The sequence below is a fragment of the Syntrophotalea acetylenivorans genome, from assembly GCF_001887775.1.
In the GTDB taxonomy this organism is placed as follows: domain Bacteria; phylum Desulfobacterota; class Desulfuromonadia; order Desulfuromonadales; family Syntrophotaleaceae; genus Syntrophotalea_A; species Syntrophotalea_A acetylenivorans.
This window is the reverse complement of sequence record NZ_CP015519.1, coordinates 2,553,755-2,575,146: the sequence shown is the minus strand read 5'-3', so window position 1 is coordinate 2,575,146 and position 21,392 is coordinate 2,553,755. Positions and strand designations below refer to the sequence as shown.

The 21,392-nt window shown below is 52.9% G+C and carries 16 protein-coding genes and 1 tRNA gene; 7 read left to right on the top strand and 10 right to left on the bottom strand.

Annotation, left to right across the window (positions count from 1 at the left end; translation table 11 throughout):
* Window positions 1-26 precede the first annotated feature (26 nt).
* Window positions 27-1,496, bottom strand: a complete 1,470-nt coding sequence (locus A7E78_RS11800; RefSeq protein WP_072284475.1) for a sigma-54 interaction domain-containing protein — start codon at window positions 1,494-1,496, stop codon at window positions 27-29.
* A 399-nt stretch (window positions 1,497-1,895) separates the two neighbouring features.
* Here A7E78_RS11800 and A7E78_RS11795 point away from each other — a divergent pair, with 399 nt between their 5' ends.
* From A7E78_RS11795 to A7E78_RS11780, 3 genes are all read left to right on the top strand, one after another.
* Window positions 1,896-2,951, top strand: a complete 1,056-nt coding sequence (locus A7E78_RS11795) for an SO_0444 family Cu/Zn efflux transporter (protein WP_072284474.1) — start codon at window positions 1,896-1,898, stop codon at window positions 2,949-2,951.
* Between the two features lie 596 nt (window positions 2,952-3,547).
* Window positions 3,548-4,692 (top strand): IS3 family transposase gene (locus A7E78_RS11785; protein ID WP_145924900.1). Its coding sequence is split into 2 segments (ribosomal slippage): window positions 3,548-3,782 and window positions 3,782-4,692, totalling 1,146 coding nucleotides; the frame shifts between segments, so codons are not numbered across the junction.
* A gap of 450 nt (window positions 4,693-5,142) precedes the next feature.
* On the top strand, window positions 5,143-6,057 hold the full coding sequence (locus tag A7E78_RS11780) for a hypothetical protein (RefSeq protein ID WP_072284472.1): 915 nt from the start codon (window positions 5,143-5,145) through the stop codon (window positions 6,055-6,057).
* A 126-nt stretch (window positions 6,058-6,183) separates the two neighbouring features.
* Here A7E78_RS11780 and A7E78_RS11775 read toward each other — a convergent pair whose 3' ends face one another.
* Both A7E78_RS11775 and A7E78_RS11770 read right to left on the bottom strand, forming a co-directional pair.
* Window positions 6,184-6,834, bottom strand: coding sequence for a polysaccharide deacetylase family protein (locus tag A7E78_RS11775; protein WP_072284471.1), 651 nt, complete (start codon window positions 6,832-6,834; stop codon window positions 6,184-6,186).
* Between the two features lie 276 nt (window positions 6,835-7,110).
* A protein-coding gene (locus tag A7E78_RS11770) for an IS3 family transposase (protein WP_145924899.1) occupies window positions 7,111-8,255 on the bottom strand; the annotation gives its coding sequence in 2 pieces (ribosomal slippage) (window positions 7,111-8,021 and window positions 8,021-8,255; 1,146 coding nt in all).
* Window positions 8,256-9,223: 968 nt separating this feature from the next.
* Between A7E78_RS11770 and A7E78_RS11760 the strand changes: the two genes are divergently transcribed.
* From A7E78_RS11760 to A7E78_RS11750, 3 genes are all read left to right on the top strand, one after another.
* Window positions 9,224-9,706 (top strand): hypothetical protein, encoded by a 483-nt coding sequence (locus A7E78_RS11760; protein WP_072284469.1) that lies wholly within the window; start codon window positions 9,224-9,226, stop codon window positions 9,704-9,706.
* A 283-nt stretch (window positions 9,707-9,989) separates the two neighbouring features.
* Window positions 9,990-10,301, top strand: coding sequence for a hypothetical protein (locus A7E78_RS11755; RefSeq protein WP_235606743.1), 312 nt, complete (start codon window positions 9,990-9,992; stop codon window positions 10,299-10,301).
* A gap of 62 nt (window positions 10,302-10,363) precedes the next feature.
* Window positions 10,364-11,491 (top strand): tyrosine-type recombinase/integrase, encoded by a 1,128-nt coding sequence (locus A7E78_RS11750; RefSeq protein ID WP_072284468.1) that lies wholly within the window; start codon window positions 10,364-10,366, stop codon window positions 11,489-11,491.
* A gap of 66 nt (window positions 11,492-11,557) precedes the next feature.
* Here the strand turns inward: A7E78_RS11750 and A7E78_RS11745 are convergent.
* Window positions 11,558-11,645: transfer RNA gene (locus A7E78_RS11745), tRNA-Ser, on the bottom strand.
* Between the two features lie 4 nt (window positions 11,646-11,649).
* Window positions 11,650-12,144, bottom strand: coding sequence for a tRNA adenosine(34) deaminase TadA (gene tadA, locus A7E78_RS11740; RefSeq protein WP_145924946.1), 495 nt, complete (start codon window positions 12,142-12,144; stop codon window positions 11,650-11,652).
* Between the two features lie 308 nt (window positions 12,145-12,452).
* Here tadA and malQ point away from each other — a divergent pair, with 308 nt between their 5' ends.
* Window positions 12,453-13,955, top strand: a complete 1,503-nt coding sequence (malQ, locus tag A7E78_RS11735; protein WP_072284466.1) for a 4-alpha-glucanotransferase — start codon at window positions 12,453-12,455, stop codon at window positions 13,953-13,955.
* 41 nt (window positions 13,956-13,996) lie between these two features.
* On the opposite strand, the gene uvrC is transcribed toward malQ, so the two are convergent.
* The 5 genes from uvrC to A7E78_RS11710 all read right to left on the bottom strand — a co-directional run bounded on the left by uvrC (window position 13,997) and on the right by A7E78_RS11710 (window position 21,307).
* A complete protein-coding gene (gene uvrC, locus A7E78_RS11730; protein ID WP_072285143.1) occupies window positions 13,997-15,838 on the bottom strand; it encodes an excinuclease ABC subunit UvrC in 1,842 nt (613 codons plus the stop codon).
* Window positions 15,839-15,967: 129 nt separating this feature from the next.
* Entirely contained in the window at window positions 15,968-16,585 is a 618-nt protein-coding gene (locus tag A7E78_RS11725) for a hypothetical protein (protein ID WP_072284465.1), read from the bottom strand.
* Window positions 16,586-16,758: 173 nt separating this feature from the next.
* Window positions 16,759-18,696: a solute symporter family protein gene (locus A7E78_RS11720; RefSeq protein WP_072284464.1), complete on the bottom strand. Its 1,938-nt coding sequence runs from the start codon at window positions 18,694-18,696 to the stop codon at window positions 16,759-16,761.
* A 12-nt stretch (window positions 18,697-18,708) separates the two neighbouring features.
* Window positions 18,709-18,975 (bottom strand): DUF485 domain-containing protein, encoded by a 267-nt coding sequence (locus tag A7E78_RS11715; RefSeq protein WP_072284463.1) that lies wholly within the window; start codon window positions 18,973-18,975, stop codon window positions 18,709-18,711.
* 418 nt (window positions 18,976-19,393) lie between these two features.
* A complete protein-coding gene (locus tag A7E78_RS11710; protein ID WP_072284462.1) occupies window positions 19,394-21,307 on the bottom strand; it encodes a DUF294 nucleotidyltransferase-like domain-containing protein in 1,914 nt (637 codons plus the stop codon).
* Window positions 21,308-21,392 lie beyond the last annotated feature (85 nt).

Below are 21,392 nucleotides of genomic sequence, written 5' to 3'. Positions count from 1 at the left end.
GCGGGGCGGGCTTGACGGTGCGTCACTTAGCCCTGCAAATCCTCTCGAGAAATATCCAGTTTTTTCAGATAGCGATAAAGGGTGGCGCGATGAATGCCAAGCAGGCGGGCAGCCGCAGCAAGATTGCCCTCTGCAGCTTGGTAGGCACGGCGTATAGCCGTTTCGCTCAAATTGGCCGGACGTGTTGATCGGCGAGAAGGGGTGCGATCGGATGCGTATTCGGCCTCGAGCACCTTGTCACCGGACCCAATCGATTCGGCCTGCGACGAAGCCAGGGGGTGAGGCAGCATGACCGCGGGACTGGGAATTGAACCGCTCTCCTTATTATCCCACTGACCAGGTGAAAAATCCTGGCGTTCCCGAACCCATTCCCGAAAAGCCCTGGCGCCAATGGCTTCAGAACGGGTTTCGATAAAAACCCGCTCGAGCACGTTGCGCAGCTCCCGTATATTGCCGGGCCACAGATAGGACTGCAAAAGGGTGATAGCTTCAGGGGTAAGGCGATGGATAGTACGCCGGTACTTGCGACTGAACTGGCGTAGAAAGTGGTCGACCAGGGCCGGGATATCTTCAGGACGCTCGCGCAGAGCCGGCAAATGAATCCGCAACACCGACAGACGATGATAGAGATCGGCCCGAAAGCGACCCCGGCCAACCGCCTTCTCCAGGGGCACGTTGGTCGCCGCCACGATACGCACGTCGACGCATCGCTCCCGTTCCGCTCCGACTCGCTCAACAACTCCTTCCTCCAGAACCCGCAACAATTTGGTCTGGGTGTGCAACGGCATGTCACCAATTTCATCCAGAAACAAGGTGCCGCCATCGGCCCTCTCAAAACGCCCGCGATGAGTGCGCAAAGCCCCTGTAAAAGCCCCCTTTTCATGGCCGAACAGTTCCGACTCAAGCAACTCTTCGGAAATAGCTGAGCAGTTGACCGCCACATAGGGTCCGTCCCGTCGCAAACTGCTGTCGTGCAGAGCTCGGGCTACCAGTTCTTTGCCCGTACCGGTCTCACCGGTCACCACGGCAGAAGCATCGACAGGCGCATAGAGAGCGATCTTACGAAAAACCTCACGCATGATGGGACTGACGCCGACCATGCCGTGCTGAACAAGCGCTTGATCCTTTTCACTAGAAGACAAGGGGCGAAAATGGAAATACACCCTTCGGCGACTAAAGTCCTCACTTAAACCACTGGCCGCCTCGGCAACCATTACCGGCCGGCCGCCTCCGGGAAAGCGGACGCGCACATCCCTTAACGGAACATCACCGGCTGCCACCTCCCGTGCCAACCCCAACAAAGAGGGCTCCGTGTCGGCCAAAGAAGAGCCCAAAAGGCGATGCTGCATCTCCTTAACGGTCAGACCAAAAAACGCCGCCAATTGCTCGGAGACGGAAACTACCTGCCATCTCCCATCAACCGTTTCTGCAACGACCAGGTCGGGCGCCGCCACCGGCAGGCAACTCTCCGTATATGTCTGATCACCCTCCGCCATGAATCAATCCCGAAATAGTGGTTAACCAGGAGAACGTCGAACATCGGAATGGATCTACTTTCATCCCCCAAGCTCGACAGACTCTTAGCAATGTAATTCGGCCCGAGCCATTGTTCAAGCCCTGGCAGCCGCAAAACAGCCAACAGACTAAATAGATTCAATATCCCATAGAAAAAAACGCTGGAGAGAAGTCCAGCGAATCCCAATCGATCAATTTCAGCACAAACCGACGGCACCTTTGGCGTCTAGTCACTAATCGTACTATAATATCCAAACAAATCTGCGAAATGCGTTTCAAAGGGCACTCCGAACAAAGAGACCGAGAGCAGGTGACCGGGCAGAATTCCGGCAAGCTGCTGACGCCATACATTACCTTAAACAAGAAAGGCTCCTCCCCTCATGTTCGATATGATCATCGGAATTTTATTGGCTAGCTGGCGCTTGCTCGTCGAGGCCGCCCCCTTCGTGCTGTTCGGATTTTTTGCCGCGGGCCTGCTCAAAGCCTTTGTCCCTGAAGACTTTGTCGCCCGACACCTTGGCCACAGCAGCGTCGGCTCAGTCATCAAAGCCTCCCTGTTCGGCGTCCCGCTGCCCCTCTGTTCCTGCGGTGTCATCCCTGCGGCCGTCGGGCTACGTAAACACGGAGCCAGCAACGGTGCCTCGGCAGCCTTTCTGATCTCGACACCCGAAACGGGAGTCGATTCCATCGCCATTACCTATGCCCTGCTCGATCCCATTATGACGGTATTGCGACCTCTCGCGGCTTTTTTTACCGCCACCGTAACAGGGCTCTGCATCAACCTATTGCCAGCCGATCAGGCCACCGAAGAAGCTATTGATGAGGAAGAAGCCGACAGCTGCTGCAAGAGCAACTGCTGTGAAGAGCATCACCACCACCCGGAAAACCTGCGGCAAAAACTTGGCGCCGGTCTGAAATTCGCTTTCGGCGATCTGCTGGGCGATATCGGCAAATGGCTGTTAATCGGTATTCTGATCAGCGGCATCATCAGCTTCTTTGTCCCGGAGACCTTCTTCCTGCGCTATCTCAGCGGGGAATACACCTCGCTGTTGGCCATGCTGCTGATCGGCATCCCTATCTACATCTGCGCCAGTGCCTCCACCCCGATCGCTGCGGCCCTGGTACTCAAAGGCCTCTCTCCCGGTGCGGCGCTGGTATTTCTCCTTGCAGGGCCGGCCACCAATGCTGCCACCCTGACCGTAATCGGCCGGTTCTGGGGCAAAAAGGTAACGGTCATCTACCTGGCTGCCATCGCCGGCTGCTCACTGTTTGCGGGTTGGTTGCTCAATCGTATTTACGCCTGGACCGGTGCCAGCATCAGCGACTGGGTCTCTAAAGGGGAAGAACACACAGATTCACCACTGGCTATATTCTGGACCCTGCTGCTTTTAGTTCTTATCGTTCGCAGCCTGTGGAAAAACCCAGGCCACCATTAAGAAACCGGCAGCCCAAACACCCAAAGCCGATCCATAAACAAAACAAGGGCTCAGCCACTATCGGCTAAGCCCTTGTTATTAATGGCGGGGGGTGTCCATCAAACAGACTGCCTAAGCAGCTGTTTTTTCGCCCTCTGGCCACAATGACAAAAATCGGATACCGTAAAAAATACCACCAAAAGTTTCCGTTATAACTTCATGCTGCCACCCACAAAGGAAGGACATCTTTGGTGAATGCTGGCGCTAGAAATGGCTCCGAGGTTGTCGTTACCCGCAGATAATCGCCCAGAAGGACCCATGGACAGCCTCAGAACCATTCCAGGCGGACTCGGCCTTTTGTGGCAGGGGAAAATCATAACCTTCAACGATGACCGTCCGCCTTTTTGCAATCTTGCTGTAACCTTGCGGTAATCTTGTGGTGCTATTCGGCCACAACAATGAAGCCTTGCCGTAATCTTGCCGTGGATTGCTCCCTTCTTTATGGAGTCACATAACTCCCCCACGTAAGACTGATTGAGAAAACTCCCGAGTCCCTTTGAATCGCCCCTAGTTTTGTAGACACTCCTGGGTTATAAAAAATGACTCAGGAGGAACCCATGAGCAGCAAGCGTTACACTGAAGAGTTCAAGATCGAAGCCGTCAAGCAAATCACCGAGCGCGGCTACTCCGTTTACGATGTCGCTCAGCGTCTGGGAGTGACCACCCACAGCCTATATGCCTGGCGCAAGAAATACGCTTCAGGTCCCCAGCACGACCCGAGTCTCGACCAGGATGCCGAGATCAAGCGGCTTCGTGCCGAACTGAAACGGGTTACCGAAGAGCGAGATATTTTAAAAAAGGCCACCGCATACTTCGCCAAAGAGTCCCGGTGAGGTATGCCTTTATCCGGGCACACCTAGGGCAGTTCGCTATTCGCAACCTGTGCCGGATGATGCAGGTTCACCGCAGCGGCTACTACGCCTGGATCAAGCAACCCAAGTCGGGCCGGCAGAAGGACGACGAGAGGTTGTCGGGACTCATCAAACAACTCTGGCTGGAGAGTGGCTGTGTCTATGGTTATCGCAAGGTCTATAAAGATCTGCGTGAAATCGGCGAGACCTGTGGTCCGAACCGGGTGGCCCGCCTGATGAAACAGGCCGGGCTGAAAGCCCAGGTAGGCTACAACAAGCCCCGGCATAAAGGCGGTAAGGTTTCTGTCTTGGCCGACAACCATCTCAATCAGGACTTCGATGTCCAACAACCCAATCAGGCCTGGGCCACCGACATCACCTATATTCGCACCTATGAAGGGTGGTTGTTCCTGGCCGTCGTCATAGACCTGTTTTCCCGTCAGGTCGTGGGCTGGTCAATGCAACCCAAGATGCAGGTCGATCTCGTACTCAACGCGTTGCTCATGGCGGTGTGGCGGCGCAAACCAAAGAACCCGGTGTTGGTCCACTCCGACCAAGGAACCCAGTACACGAGTAGCGACTGGCAGAATTTCCTAAAGACGCAAAATCTGCTGTGCAGCATGAGCCGCCGTGGTAATTGCTACGACAACGCTGTCGCAGAGAGCTTCTTCCAACTCTTAAAACGAGAGCGAATCAGACGCAAGACCTACAAGGACCGAGAAGAGGCCCGGCGCGATATCTTCAACTACATCGAAATGTTCTACAACCCGGTTCGCCGTCACGGTTACAATGACAACCTGTCGCCAATGGAGTTCGAAAGGCGCCATTTCAGCAAAACCCAGAGTGTCTAGCATTCTGGTGGCGATTCAGTCCCCCGAAGAGGACCTAAGTAGCGAAGCAGCATAACGAGACTGAGGCGACAACTATATTGACACCCGCCGGCACAGCGTAGTTCGGCGCTGAAAGAGACTGAAATCGGACGTAATTGCTTAGATTTGAAACGGCGGTTTGCTGACTGTTTTGCTTTTCGGAACAAAAACACAAAAACATTACGGGGTAACTTTGGTAGGCGCAGCACATATTACCCGTTCTCTATTCGAGACCTTTGGGCTGGATAGTGAACAATAACCTTTATTGAAGTTGACTAGTAGTTAAGTGAAGGTCTAGTATTTATTAATTTTTGTTGAGTTGGGGGGGGCTCATTTTATGGCCAGAGAAGGGTGCCTCAAGCGTCGTAGGGTAGACCAGTCAATGCAATTTCCTATCAATCTCCAAATATTTACAAAACAGGAGGGTATCGTATGAAAACCTTAATGTCTGCTCAAGCGCATGAGATCTTCGTTCAACTGGCTAAATCGGTGCAAGGACCTCACGAAAAAGCTGTTTCTAACATATATTCACTCATTGAATTAGAGTCTAGTCGCTGGATCCATACTACTGCTAACCAGGTGCCGGAAAAATACACCGAACAAGTATTCGAAGAGAAACTATCACATTTGTCAAAAGAAGAACGCTGTAGTTTAAAAATATCTCTAGCAGCATTGTTAGCACTAAAAACTCCAAAGTTAGTGGAGAGTGAAAACTTACCTGATAGCATTTTGGCATTTTACCCAGCTGCATTCGAACGGATGGCTAACGGCCTGAAAGATATGAGTGAAAATTTGCCCAACCAGCCTAAGTCACCCCTTGTGAAATATGCGCGTTTTGTTTTTGCATTGACCGTTCCTTGCGGAGCTGAGGATTTTGATTTGAACGATCGCATACCGTTGTCAAGCTGTATTCTTGCGGTTGCCAGGGAGCGTAGTGTTCAATCGTTATTTAACTATGTTCGCTGTAGAGGAAAAGGGGTTTGGTTGCGTAGTCACACTAATACTGAATACCTAGATGAGTTCAATGAGGAAGGTTTTGATCGTTATTACCTGCGAATTGCTGAACTGTTGATCCGTCGCAAACATGTCCGAGGTTTAGTTTCATCAAGCTGGTTTCACGATCCTCAACTGTTAGAGATAAGTCCTAGGCTTTCTTTCCTGCAAACGCGTCCTTTAGAGCGGGGCGCCTACCTTATGCGGCACAGGGGGTCAGAAAAAGATCTAGAATTTGCTACAAGAACCTCGGGCACACGACGTCGTCTATACGAGGAGGGGAAATATGTGCCCACTATGTATTCAATGATTTGGGGACGAAAGGAACTGATCTCATGGGCTAAATCTGTGTAGTTTAGTGGAAAAGATATAGGTCTAGCACCAGAAGTGAAATGGGAGGTTCATGCTTTTATGATACGCCTCTTGCGACGAAAGGGCGGGAGAAATATTCTAACGCAACTGAGGGCGGCCTATCTCCCCTTACTCCGGGATTGACAAAAACTCGGTGTTTTCCTGCCAATGTGAGCAACCTTCGAGTAAGTTTTCGTGCGTTAGGGCGGTCAGGTCATGCATAAGAACGATTGTGCCAGGCGTAGGTGTGTTGTCAGCAAACCACTGACAGAACTTTGATTTAGAGGTACAGGCAAAATCCTTTGTATCTTGTGACCAGTGAATGGTGCGGATACCTTCTCGCATAAGAGCAAGAAGAGATAATGGCGTTAGTTCGCCGTAGGGGGGGCGGAAAAGCTTGCACGGTTTCCCTGTGATGTCTTCCACTTCATGACGAGCGCATTGTACGTCTTTGATCCAAGTTGCGACAGACACCTTCCGTGCACTCCAGTGGCTCCAGGTGTGAGTTCCAACCGAATGCCCTTCAGCGAGTATACGGCGAACTAAATTCGGGTAAAGTTGTGCCCGTTTCCCAAGAACAAAAAAAGTTGCCTTGGCTTTTAATTTAGTAATCTCGTCAAGAAGCCTCGGTGTGAAATCAGGATGAGGACCATCGTCGAAGGTAAGATATACCGGCGCGGCATTCTTGCTTACTTTTCTTTCCCTCAAGTTTACCGCAAACCGCTCTTTCGGGAGCACCCTCTTCGCAAGCTCTAACGTTAGGCGAGTTTTAATAGACATTGCTTTCTGTCCCCCCTTCGAGCACGTGGTAAAAAATGAATTATGAGATATTAACTCAACAAAAAACAAACTTCCATTGTTTCGTTGGTTGAAACAGCATCATTTAACAAAAAAAGGACTGTAATTATCTTAGATGGCAACAAAAAGGCGGGTTCAGGGATTATACAGTTGCTTCGCCCAGCTATTCGGCCGGACTCATCTTCTTCGAATTGACGTTGCCACACGACACAACAAAAGGGTTGGCACTTGGGAACCAACTGAATCGCCACCAGAATGCTAGACACTCTGGGTTTTGCTGAAATGGCGCCTTTCGAACTCCATTGGCGACAGGTTGTCATTGTAACCGTGACGGCGAACCGGGTTGTAGAACATTTCGATGTAGTTGAAGATATCGCGCCGGGCCTCTTCTCGGTCCTTGTAGGTCTTGCGTCTGATTCGCTCTCGTTTTAAGAGTTGGAAGAAGCTCTCGGCGACAGCGTTGTCGTAGCAATTACCACGGCGGCTCATGCTGCACAGCAGATTTTGCGTCTTTAGGAAATTCTGCCAGTCGCTACTCGTGTACTGGGTTCCTTGGTCGGAGTGGACCAACACCGGGTTCTTTGGTTTGCGCCGCCACACCGCCATGAGCAACGCGTTGAGTACGAGATCGACCTGCATCTTGGGTTGCATTGACCAGCCCACGACCTGACGGGAAAACAGGTCTATGACGACGGCCAGGAACAACCACCCTTCATAGGTGCGAATATAGGTGATGTCGGTGGCCCAGGCCTGATTGGGTTGTTGGACATCGAAGTCCTGATTGAGATGGTTGTCGGCCAAGACAGAGACCTTACCGCCTTTATGCCGGGGCTTGTTGTAGCCTACCTGGGCTTTCAACCCGGCCTGTTTCATCAGGCGGGCCACCCGGTTCGGACCACAGGTCTCGCCGATTTCACGCAGATCTTTATAGGCCTTGCGATAACCATAGACACAGCCACTCTCCAGCCAGAGTTGTTTGATGAGTCCCGACAACCTCTCGTCGTCCTTCTGCCAGCCCGACTTGGGTTGCTTGATCCAGGCGTAGTAGCCGCTGCGGTGAACCTGCATCATCCGGCACAGGTTGCGAATAGCGAACTGCCCTAGGTGTGCCCGGATAAAGGCATACCTCACCGGGACTCTTTGGCGAAGTATGCGGTGGCCTTTTTTAGAATATCTCGCTCTTCGGTAACCCGTTTCAGTTCGGCACGAAGCCGCTTGATCTCGGCATCCTGGTCGAGACTCGGGTCGTGCTGGGGACCTGAAGCGTATTTCTTGCGCCAGGCATATAGGCTGTGGGTGGTCACTCCCAGACGCTGAGCGACATCGTAAACGGAGTAGCCGCGCTCGGTGATTTGCTTGACGGCTTCGATCTTGAACTCTTCGGTGTAACGCTTGCTGCTCATGGGTTCCTCCTGAGTCATTTTTTATAACCCAGGAGTGTCTACAAAACTAGGGGCGATTCATCCAAAATAAAATAAACACTCATTTCCTGTTCTCGATTTGTCTTTCTATAAAACCACTTTTTACTTGGTTTCCGTTTAAAATCCAAGGTGGAAAAAACATGCTAGGCAATTTTAAGCCGATTAAGCGTTTTGGTTCTGATTGGGTTAATTTAGCCTAGGCACTTTCCAGATCGGATCATACCTATTTTCCTATAAATCTACAAGAAGGGCACCCAACTAACCAGTTTCAGTAATATTTTCGGGCAGGAAATTCGATCGTATTATGAGTTCTGTCGAATTGTTTGGTAATCAAAATGTGAATTGGCAGTGGCATTCCAACAACTCCTGACATATTGGAAAGACTGTCGTTTCTCTTGGCGGGCCTTTCGCGTCTGACTGGTTATGGCTTGTCTGAATCTTGCCCGATCAGAGATGAAGGGAATCTACACCGCAAACATATTCAACTGGAGACAAAAGATAGTCCGCTAAGCCGCCTGCTCTACTGTGGTGACATCGTGGCTGAAGGAATTAGAAGGGCAACTACGTGCAGCGACATTATAAAAATCCTACATTTTCCTCAATAGGCACTTTAAAACAATGACTTAGAGGATTGTCCCCCTTCCGCTATGAACAACATAATCGACCGAATAACCCCAACACCCCTTAAAAAAACCATACCAGCTTCGTTATAAGAACATGCATTACAACCCTCCCACCATGGGCTGCTGCGCCCTTGTTGCTCATGCCAAAAGCGGGAATCCCTCCCCCGCTTTTCTAGGACTCTATTAAGGGCGCAGCGGCCAATTTTTTAAAAACCCGACGACCACCGAAAAAACTCAATGGCTGCTCAAGCACAATCCAGTCCTCGGAGAACCCCACGTACAAATCAATTCTACAAAAGGAGGCAGGCGACAGCCCGTAAAATATCTATGTCCATCCACATCACCAAAAATGGCCGAAAGCTCCAGATGCGCTGGCGCGATCCGGACGGTCGGCACCGCTCAAAAAGTTTCGACAACGATCTCGATGGCAAACTTGCAGCACAGCAGCTCGAAATAGAGATCAAGCGCAACAAAGCCGTGCTCAAGAAGCAGACCCAGAAAACAACTGGTCGAGAAATCATAGAATCCCTTGCTGGAAAAGCGCCTTTTTCGCAAGAAGCCCAACAGGTAAACCTGCTACCCGAATTGGAAAAACTGGCCGCGCACCTGGAATGGTTCAAGGAAGCGGCCCTGTTTATGGCCGGCCAGAGCGACAGGCAATTTGCATTGCGCTTCGACCTGATGCACGCTGACCAGAACGAACTCTACATCCTGGGCCGTAACCTGCGGCACTGGAAGCATATTTTCGTCCCTACCGATATTAAGAAGAAAATGATCGCAAAGGTAAAAAAGCAAAGAGGAGAGTCGTAATCCAACAGGTTCATTGATTACAGCTAGCCGCATCGCTATCCTCCTCCTGCATTGCATGCCAGCTTTCTCGTCCGACATGCCCGTGAAAATCTCTCATTACTCTCCCCACCTCAGGTTAATTCCTACAAGCAATACCCGCTCTCTCAACGCAACCAAAACCGACCATCCTTACCCCAAACAAAAAACTACAAAACCACACCGCAGCTGCCAACTATTTAATAGCTGGAATCAATGTTTTGTTCGGACCCAGCCCGATTCACACACTCACTAAAGGAGTCAGTTAATGACCGAAGAAAAGTTGGCAGCAACGAGTAATCCGCAAAAACTGCACGCAAAAAACCCAGACAGTTCTGAGGTAGAAAGACCACCTACAGAACTGTCGGAAACCCCTCAAAAGAAAAGCAGGCTCATACCGGTAACCAGATGGAACGACCACCACCAATGGCCACCCATTGGAGGTCTGCGCCACCTGATCTTTTACGAGCAGACCAACGGGTTCTCTGAATGCATTGTCAGGGTCGGTCGGCGAGTACTGATCGACGAGGACAAGTTCTTCCGGTGGGTTGAGAAAAGGAATGGTATGCAGACCCACTAACCAGAAAAATACCGGCCGGCACGTCTATACCAGCGTTGCCGGCCGGAGAAAAGGACATTTCAATGGCCAGTATTATCGAGAGAACGTTAGCTTCTGGAGAGAAACGCTACCAGGTAATTATCCGCCGAAAGGGCTATCCCACAGAAACGGCTAGTTTTCCAAGAAAGACCGATGCGAAAAGGTGGGCTAAGACAATCGAAGCCGCCATGATTGAAAACAGGCATTTCAAAACTGCTCAGTCCCGTAAGCATACTTTAGAGGAATTGATTGACCGTTACACAGAGGAAGTTCTGCCGACCAAAGGCCGCCATGGCAAAGCCCAACAGACACAGTTGATGTGGTGGAAAACTGAACTTGGCCCCTACCTGCTTTGCGACCTCACTGCGGCCATGATCACAACATGCCGGGACAAGTTGCAGGCCGAAGTCACCTACCGCAAACGCAAACGGTCGCCATCTACGGTTAATCGGTACTTGGCCGCCCTGTCACATGCGTTCTCCATTGCGATCAAGGAATGGGAGTGGATCTCGGACAACCCAGTCGCCAAGATACGAAAGCCGAAGGAACCACAGGGCCGGATCCGCTTTCTGGACAAACAGGAGATACAGAGACTGCTTAATGCCTGTCACTGCCAACCCAATAGGTTTCTCTATACAGCCGTTGCCCTAGCCTTGTCTACCGGTATGCGCCAAGGCGAGATCTTGAACCTGCGCTGGAAAGACATCGATTTCAACCGCAAACAGTTGGTGCTCCATAAAACCAAGAACAAAGAGCGCCGCACCGTGCCTCTTGCCAGCATGACGCAGCAAGTGCTGAGAGAGTTAGCGGCAGAAAGCCATCCTGAACATGGGCTGGTGTTCGCCGAAGAGAAAGCTGACCGACCTGCCAATTTCCGCAAATCCTGGGAAAAGGCTCTAAGGGAAGCCGATATCAGAGACTTCCGCTTCCATGACCTCCGGCACACTGCCGCATCACACATGGCCATGAACAAAGCCACCGTCTCGGAGATCGCCGCGGTACTGGGGCATAAAACCTTCCAGATGGTGAAACGATATGCCCACCTCTCAGAAGCCCACACCCGGAGCGTAGTGGAGAGCATGAACGAAAGGATGTTCGAAACCGAGGAGGAAGAGGATGAGCCTGAATCCGTTGCCACGTGCGGTGAGGTTTTGTGGCGAAGTGCAGCATAAGTGCAGCACAAGGCCATTTTTCAAAAACAAGGGCTTAGCCGAAATCGGCTAAGCCCTTGTTTTTACTGGCGGAGGGGGTGGGATTCGAACCCACGGTACCTTGCGGTACAACAGATTTCGAGTCTGTCACCTTCGACCTCTCGGACACCCCTCCGTTTTTATTTATTGTCGATTGATTCTGAACCTTTTTTACGTTTTGCCCGCAGTTGGCGAAAGAAATCGCTCAACATCTCGCTGCAGATATCGCCGAGCACCCCTTCGGTGACCGCTACCCGATGATTGAAACGATCATCCTTGGAAAGATCATAGATGGAACCGACGGCTCCGACCCTGGGGTCACGGCAGCCGAAGACCAGCCGCGGAATCCGGGCCAGAATGATGGCCCCCATGCACATGACGCAAGGTTCCAGGGTTACGTATAGCGTGCAGTCGAGCAAACGCCAGGAACCTAGGGTCTCGGCCGCCTGCCGAATAGCGATCATCTCGGCATGGGAAGTCGGATCGTTGCTGCTTTCCCGTAAATTATATCCCCGACCGATAATGACACCGTCATGAACGACAATAGCACCGACCGGAACCTCGCCCAGCGCAGCTGCTGCCGCCGCTTCCTGCAGACTGACTTGCATCCAGTCCCGATCTTTTTGGTCAGCGATGTCCACAGGCGTTCAATTTGGAAATTTGCGCAAAATAGTGCTTTTACGGTCTTGAGAGAAGGCAATTTATAGCTATTTTACGCGGAACTGTCAAGCTTGATGGCGTCGCAAAAAGTCCGCCCTACGGCGTTGCGGTATTTTTCCTGGACCGGGACATGCGAGATCCGGGGAAAATAGGTGCGAAGCAATCTGATTCGCCCAACAGCCGTAACAAATCATTCAATTTCGGTTAGAATAGGGGCTGACATCGAAACCATGCCTTTCCGCAGCGAAAAAGCGCAGCGGATTTTTCATCAGGAGCTTCCGTCATGTCCCAACAGCGCACCAGCGGTATCCTGCTTCACCCCACCTCCCTTCCCGGACCCCACGGCATCGGAAGCCTCGGAAGTGAAGCCTACCGTTTCATCGATTTTCTAGCGGCCAGCGGCCACAGCCTATGGCAAATCCTGCCTCTGGGCCCGACGGGATACGGTGACTCCCCCTACAGCGCCTTGTCTGCCTTTGCCGGCAATCCCTTGCTGATCTGCCTGGAACGCCTGGTGGAGGCCGGCGACCTTGAACCGGCCGACATTGCCGGGATCGCCATGGAGGAGGGGCGGGTTCATTTTCGTTTCGTACACAGCCTGAAAACCCGGCTTTTGCGCAAAGCCTCACAAGTCTTTCGCAATGGCGAAGATCGGCAGCGGCAGCAGGCGTTTGATAAATTTTGTCATGAGCAAGCCGATTGGCTCGATGACTATTCTTTGTTTCAAGCCTTACGCCGTAAGTTCAAAGAAGCCAGTTGGAACACCTGGCCGTTGGAAATTCGACAACGCCAATCAGGGGCCTTGTCTTTCTGGAAAGAAGAACTGGCCAACGACCTGTTTGAGCAGCAATATGCCCAATTTGTTTTTTATGAACAGTGGTTTGCTTTGAAATGCTATGCCGATCAGCGGGGGATTCGACTGCTCGGTGATATGCCCATCTTTGTCGCCCTCGATTCCGCCGATGTCTGGAGCCATCCGGAACTCTTCCAGCTTGACCAGGAGATGCAACCGACCCTGGTAGCCGGCGTTCCTCCCGATTATTTCAGCGCAACAGGCCAACGCTGGGGCAATCCCCTGTACCGCTGGGAGCATATGAAAGAGGATAATTTCAACTGGTGGAAGTCCCGACTGCGCTGGGCATTGGAACAAACCGACTTGCTGCGTATCGACCATTTTCGCGGCTTTGAAGCCTGCTGGGCCATTCCTGCCGACGAAAAAACGGCCATTAACGGCACCTGGCAACCAGTCCCCGGATCAGAGCTCTTCAAAAGCCTGCTCGCCGAATTCGGCCAACTGCCCCTGATCGCCGAGGACCTGGGAATCATCACTCCAGAAGTAGAGGCCCTGCGCGATCAATTCGGCTTACCGGGCATGAAAATTCTTCAGTTCGCCTTCGATTCCGGTCCGGACAACCCGTATCTGCCGCACAACCTCACACGGTGCTGTGTCGTCTATACCGGCACCCACGACAACGACACCACCCTCGGCTGGTGGCAAAACCTGTCCGCCGCAGCGAAAAAGCAAGTTTCTGCCTACCTGGGAAACCCCACCCCCGAGATGCCCTGGAGCCTGATTCATGCGGCCATGACCAGCGTGGCCGATACCTGCATCCTACCCTTGCAGGACCTTTTAGGCCTGGATGACAGGGCCCGCATGAACCGCCCCGGCCAACCGGAGCACAACTGGTGCTGGCGATATGTCCCCAATGCCTTGAGCGATGAATTGCAGCAGCGGATGAAGGTATTGAACGAACTGAGCGGCCGAGCCCAGGCAAGGGACAAGTAAACTGTTCGAAGGTTGCACCCGCGAAAAAAGGGATTTGGATATTATTCTGAGGAACCCGATTTATGAAAGGTGTCGAAAATACGCTCGGCCAAGGTACTTGGTAAGCCGGGCATGTCTTTTAGTTGCTCCAGGCTGGCCTGTTTGATCTTTTTCAGACTGCCGAAATGGCGCAACAAAGCCTTGCGACGCTGCGCTCCGACACCGGGAATGTCCTCGAGGGCCGAATGCAGGGTCGATTGCCGGCGCAGCTTGCGGTGATAGGTGATAGCAAAACGGTGAGCCTCGTCACGCAACCGCTCCAACATAAAGAGGGCTGGCGATCCCTGGCGCAGCACCACCGGGTTCTTGCGGCCGGGCAGAAAAAACCGCTCCTCGCTGCGCTCCACCACCTTGCCACGAACATTGCTGCGCACCCGGCTTTTGGCTATGCCCACGGCGTCGATGCGATCGCTCAAGGCCAATTCTTCCAAGACCGCGTTCAATACCGACAACTGCCCTTTACCGCCATCGATCAGGATGAAATCGGGCAGGACCTCCTCTTCCATGCCCCTGGTCAGGCGCCTCTTCAGCACCTCATAGAGAGAAGCGTAATCGTCCGATCCGGTCACCGTACGAATTCGAAAATGCCGATAAGCCCCCTTGTCCGGTTCCCCGTCACTCAAGACCGCCATACTGGCCACACTGAAGCGCCCCTGCACATTGGAAATGTCGAAGCATTCGATCCTTTGCGGCAGACGACCCAACTGTAATCGAGTGGCGATATCCTGCAACACCTGCTGCCGGGCTTCCCGACGGCTGCCCTTTTCGCGAAAGGATTCCTCGGCGTTGCGTCGGGCCATCTCGACCAGTTGTCGCCCCCCTCCCCGTTGCGGCACCAGCAATTGCATCCTTTTCCCTTTGCGCTCGCTCAGCCAATCGGCCAATGTTTCGCTATCTTCGAGAACCAAAGGCAGCAACAGACGATCAGGAATAACCACATCTCGACTGTAAAATTCCTGTAGAAAGGATGACAACAGTTCGTCCTCGGCCAACCGCCATTCAAGGCTATAGCTTCGGCGACCGATGACCTTGCCCTCCCGGACAAAGAGGATCGCCAGCTCTACCTCGCCGCCTTCGCGATGCAGACCAACCACGTCCTGATCACCACCGCCGGCATCGGCCACTTTTTGTTTCTCAACCGTCTGCTCGATGGCCTGAACCTGATCGCGCAGCCGGGCCGCCTGTTCGTAATCCAGTTTTTCGGCTGCGGCCCCCATACGCTGCTGCAACAAAGTGACCACTTCCTTTTCGCGACCGGCCAGCAACTTCACAGCTCCGTCGACCAGAGCAGCGTACTCCGAGGGACTGATCAATCCATGGCAGGGTGCGCTGCATTGCTCTATCTGATGATAAAGGCAGGGGCGATCCCGGCGGCGGCAGGCTTCCAGGGGATGATGGCGTAGGGGAAAGATACGATAGATAAGTTTTAGGGTTTCCTTCACTGCCGTCGACGAGGAATAGGGACCGAAGTAGCGGGCGCCATCCTTTTTAACGCGACGCACCAGTTGCAAGGTGGGAAATTCTTCGCGCATATCGATACGCAGCGAAACATAGGTTTTATCGTCCCGCAGATTGATGTTGTAGCGAGGACGATATTTTTTGATCAGGGTATTCTCAAGGATCAGGGCTTCTTTCTCCGTATCGGTGACGATGGTCTCTATAGTCTCCACCCGGTTCATGAGAAAGCGGATGTGGGCCCGACCGTCTCCGGTAACGGAAAAATAGCTACGCAGCCGATTACGCAGATGCTTGGCTTTGCCGACGTACAGCACCTCGCCCTGCGCCCCCTTCATCAGGTAGACGCCGGGCAGGGCGGGAAATTTTTTAAGGTCGACATCGAGCATAGGCCAGGCTTTCAAACGCTTAATAAATAAAAAGCCAGGGAACGCGTCCCTGGCCTCGGTTAAAAACTATCGGACTGTTGCGAGATTAGCAACGCCCTTTGTCGGCTGTCAAGACAGGCTCAACAAACTTTATTCCGCTGCCGGTGCAGCAGGCTTTTTCCAACGGGAAAAAAGTTTAACCATTCCGAGCAAAGCAACGCCAACGAAGAGAAAACCGCGAATCTTCGCCGGCTCCTTGTCTTCGCTGAAAAAGATTACCTCTTCCGGCAGATCGATGCCGTAATCCTTTTCCATCTTCGCCAGGCGATTTTTGTTGTTGATGTTAATCAAGCCGCTCATGACCATGCCGGATACATCGCGACGGCCGAAAAACAACTCTTGATGCTCCTGCACATAGCGTTGCTGATCCTGTTCGCTGTCAAGCTTGAAATGGTAGGTCTTCAAAGCATCGACAATGGCCGGCGCACGGGTTTCCAACAGCACCCGGTACTCCTGAGCGTCGCGGCTGATCTTCAACGGCACCAAAAAAGCGCTGACCTCGACAGAACCGGAGGTGGAAATAGCTTCCAACAGATTGACATGGCCGCCTTCAATGGCTAACCACTCCTGCGGCGGTCCGCTTCTCTCCAGTTCGGCAATGGAAATCGGCTGGATCTGGTAATTGCGACGCAGGGCATTCAGGTCGGAACCGCCGAGAAAAAGCAGCACCAGACAAACGACCAACAAAGTAACGCGATATCGTCTCATGTTTCTCCTAAACCTAAAGTTTGATGAGCAATATACCATAGATCTCCCATCAAACCCGATAAGAAATTTATTTCAGAAGGCTATCGAACCCCTCCTTAATTACTAAAAGGCGGGGTCGCCAGAAGGCGACCCCGCAAGTTATACATTTCAAGCAATATCGGGTTTCAGACTAATCAGTCCTCAGCAGGCGCTGCAACCGCCGAGCCCTGAGTCATCAGGGAAACCACAACCAGAGCGATAAAGCTCAGAGGAACGGAGACCAGCGCCGGGCTGTTAAAGGTAATCGGCGCATCCTGGGGCAGCAGGCCGTAACGAACCCACATGTCGGGGGAGAGCAGGATCAGGCCCAGGGCCGATACCAGACCGACAAGGATCGATGCGGTGATGCCCTGTGCAGTGGTCTTCTTCCAGAACAACAGCATGAGAATCGCCGGCAGGTTAGCCGAAGCAGCTACGGCAAAGGCCCAACCGACCAGGAAGGAAACGTTCATGCCTTCGAAGACGATACCGAGATAAATGGCGACGATTCCGACCACAACCGCGGAGATCTTACCGGCCATAACCATGCCGCTGTCGGTCATCTTGATGCCGAGGAAGTTGGACATCAAGTCGTGAGCAACGGCGCCGGACGCGGCAACGATCAGACCGGAAACGGTACCGAGTACGGTAGCAAAAGCAATCGACGAAATGATCGAGAACAGGATAACGCCGAAGGACAGAGCCACCAGAGGTGCCGACATGTTGTTATCGGTAAGGTTAATAACGCCGTTGGTCATAGCGCCGATACCCATGAACAGGGTCATCATGTAGAAGAAACCGATGGAGGCGATAGCCACCAGGGTCGACTTACGGGCCGCAGCCTGGCTCGGTACAGTGTAGTAACGAATCAGGATGTGGGGCAGTGCCGCAGTACCGCAGAACAGGGCCAGCATCAGGGAGATGAAGTTAAACTTGTCGGTACCGGAAGCATTGTCGACCTTGAACTTCAGACCGGGACGCAGGATGCGAGCACCGCTGGTCGGCTTCTGATAGTAGATGAGGGTTTTGCTGCCGTCATCGTTCTTGACGTACTTCTTGCCCCACAGAACGACGGTGGAGTCTCCGATGGTCTTCAGAAAGGAGAAAGGACCGATGGCGCCGGTTTCTGCAACTTCAACGCCGTCGACCTTGAGTTCTTTGATATGACCGACGGGGAAGAACTTGCCTTCTTCTTTGGGAGAGCCGTTGTAAAGCTTAGTGCCGTCTTCAAGGGTGGTGACGAACAGGGTCTCTTCCAGTTCGAAACCGGTAGCAGCTTGCTTGACCTGCCAGATGGTATCGACGCCTTCTTTGCTCAGCTTGACAAAACCGGCTTCGCCCAGGCTACCGGACTTCCAGTCAGCAGGAGCAGCGTAAGCAGCGTCAGAAAGCAGCAGAGAACCATCAGCAGCCACATTGGCCTGGATGGTCTGGAAGTCGTGGTAGGCTTTTTTGCCGCCCTGATCAGGGTTGGTGGAGAGGCCGCGACCCAAAATACCGAAACACAGAATGAGGGAGCAGATCAGCAGCAGGCCACCCTTCATGAACTGAACATAGGTGGTGGAGGCCATACCGGCGGTGGCAACGATCAGAGTAACGACGATGCCGACGATGATAACGCCCACGTAGTGGGGCAGACCGAGCAGGGGCTGTACCAGAACGCCAGCACCAACCATCTGCGGGATCAGGTAGAAGACCGATACCACCAGGGTAGAAATGGCGGCGGCGAGCTGAATGCCTTTAGAGTTGAACTTGGAGTCCAGAGCATCGGTAAAGGTGTACTTACCGAGGCGCTTCATCGGCTCGGCGACCAGGAACAGGGCTACCATCCAACCGGCCAGATAGCCGATGGAGTAGAGGAAGCCGTCGTAACCGGCGGTCGCGATCATGCCGCAAATACCGAGGAAGGAAGCAGCCGAGAGGTAATCGCCGGCAAAGGCTATACCGTTAACAAACCAGTGAATGTTACCGCCGGCGGCGTAGTAGCCTTCGGAGGAGGTGGTGCGACGGGCCAGGTAGAAGGAGAGGCCCAGCACAAAGAGGACGAAAGCGACGAACAGGGCGATTGCCAACGGAGATTGAGTATAAATCATTGGTGGCGCCCCCTATTTATTCAGCCGTTTTTCTGCAGCGGTGCAGAAGTGGTTGTAGACGATCGCCATGACGAAAGCCAAAAAGATTAAACCGAAACCGTAAACGACAGCCAGGGTCTGGCCCATGACGATGGTCTCCATCGCTGCCGGATTCGTGATATTGACACCTACAAAAATGGCATAAACGAGGGTGTAAACGATGAACATCGAAATGCCGAGTTTAGTCTTATAACCGGACGCATAATCCTTGCCCAGTTTTACTGCGGGTCCGTGTCCCATAGTTGCTACTCCTTTACTAGTCTTTTCTCTCCAAAAAACAAAGAGCGGTAGAACGAGCTCAAAAAAATGGCGGCGCGCACCAAGTGACGTTCCGCATGGTTCCCTGAAAAGGGGTTCTGCTATTCACCTCCTCTCATCCTGGTTTACGGCCCGAGGGAGAGCCGCTTTGCGGATAACAACACTGCTGCGCGATCAGTGAAACAAGGTGCTGCATGCTACGCTATGCAAGGCCGACCAAGGCGGCCTTTGCAGCGGGCTGTAAACAATTATAGCCGAAATAACCCAATTGTCTGTAAACAACCCGACTGTAAATAACCCGGACATGATACGGCCTTGGCCATAGAAGTCAATAAAAAACTTTTTTATGTGCAGACGACAAAATACCGGAACAAACGGGGAAAGACGGCAGAGATAGGGACTAAAAGGGGGTTTTTGCAAAGTGCCGGCGAGCGGAGTCCTGCAGTTTCTTAACCGCATGCAACGCTCCCTTGAGCAGCTCCTGTTCATTTTTGGGCAAGGCCTGGGGATCGAGGTAATGGCTTGGCTCCCGACCCGCCTCAACCAGGGCAATTTCATTACGCAGGCGCAGATACACCAGAGCCTCAAAGGCCGCCCGCACATGGTCGGCAGTCTCGACATCAAAGACATTCAACTCGACCAGCACCTTAAGGCGCTCGAGAGTAGGCAGCTCCGATCGCTCCAGTTCCAGGCAGAACATGCGCACGCAATCGACGATAAAAATGCTTCCACCATTCTTGAGGGAAAGCAGGCCGGCCTGTTCACCACTCTTCTCCAGCAGGAAACGTCCCATAAAGCCTATAGGAGCCTTGCACTGCAGATCCAGAGACATCATGTGAAAAAGAAACCCGGGAAATTCGCGAATGCCCTGCTGCACTATACCGTGCAATTCCTGGGCTAGGCTCGGATCGCCAACCAGGGTGGTAAAGTCGAAAAAGATCGATGAATCCCTGACATTCTGGGGCTCCGGGTCGTTGAACCACTCTCGCAGACGTGCCCGCCAATCGCTCAGACGACCGCGCCAGGCCGGATTGTTGGCCATGACCTTGCCGTCGCACAAGGGATAGCCGACCTCGGCCAATGCCGCCACCAGCTTTTCGGCAAAAGGCACAAAATAGCTCTCAACCTCGGCCAGCTTTTCCTCAGACATGTCCTCGTAGATAAATCCATTATCCTGATCGGGCCCAAGCAGCATCTCGCGACGACCGCCGCTGCCCATAATCAGAAAACAGTGCCGCACTGCCGGTTTCTGATGGCCGGCGGCAGCCATTTGCTGTTCACAAATGGCATAGACCCGCTTGATGATGGCATGATGCAGATGGGAGATGACCTCCGTGACTTCATGGATATTACGCGTTTCGGTCAACAGCGCCCGTACCACATTGACGATTTCCTGACGCATGCGAGACAAACCGGCGAGAGACTCTTCCTCCTCGATACTGCCCAGCAGCAGCATAGCCTTCTGACTCCGATAGCGCATCAGGTCACGCAACGTAACCATGCCGACCGGCTCGCCACGGTCGATAACGGGCATATGTCTGATCTGATGCCCAAGCATATAAGCCATGGCCTCATACATGTAGGTATCGGGAGGCATGACATGCGGATGGGGCGTCATCAACTGCTCAGCGGTGACTTTTTGCGGATCGTCAACCTCGGCGGCAATCACCTTGGTTACCAGGTCCTTTTCTGTAATCAGACCGGCAGGCGACCCGTCTTGCCCGGCAACCAGCACCGAACTAATGCGTTTATCGGCCATACGCCGAGCGACCTGCCGTGCCGTTTCCCCCCCGTCGCACATCTCGATGGGCGAGGACATGATCTCGGAAAGCCGCTTTTTAAAGGGATAGGCTTCCATCTGCCCCAGAGCGCTCAGCGTATGGTCGGCGACCATTTCGCTGTAGAGCTGTCGAACCCTTGAGACAAGCACTCCGGCAAAATAGTCCCGCAATTGCGGGTAGCGCCTTTCAAGCTGATGCAACAACTCAAAGGGCAATAAGTAACATTGAACATCGTTGGCAGCCCGGGCACCGACCGAATAGGGATCATCCCCAAACAGAGCCGTATCCCCCAAAAACTGCCCTTCCTGCAGATAGTCGACGACCATATCCTCGCCCGAGGAGGCAAGCACCGTTATCTCAACCAACCCCTCTTTAACCACAAACAGAAAACCGCTGGGGGGATCGTTCTGGGCAAAGATACAGGTTCCGGCAGGATAAATATTAATCCGGGCCGCTGCGAGCAGATCCTGCACCACAGCCTCCGGCAACTGATTGAAAGGTTCCACGTCTCGCAAATGTTTTGATAAACTCATGGGCGCCTTCCCTTTACTCAGGCAACGGTTAAACCGTTCATCGCGGTCACGACATTGAACCGGACTCTGCCGCACCACTCTACAG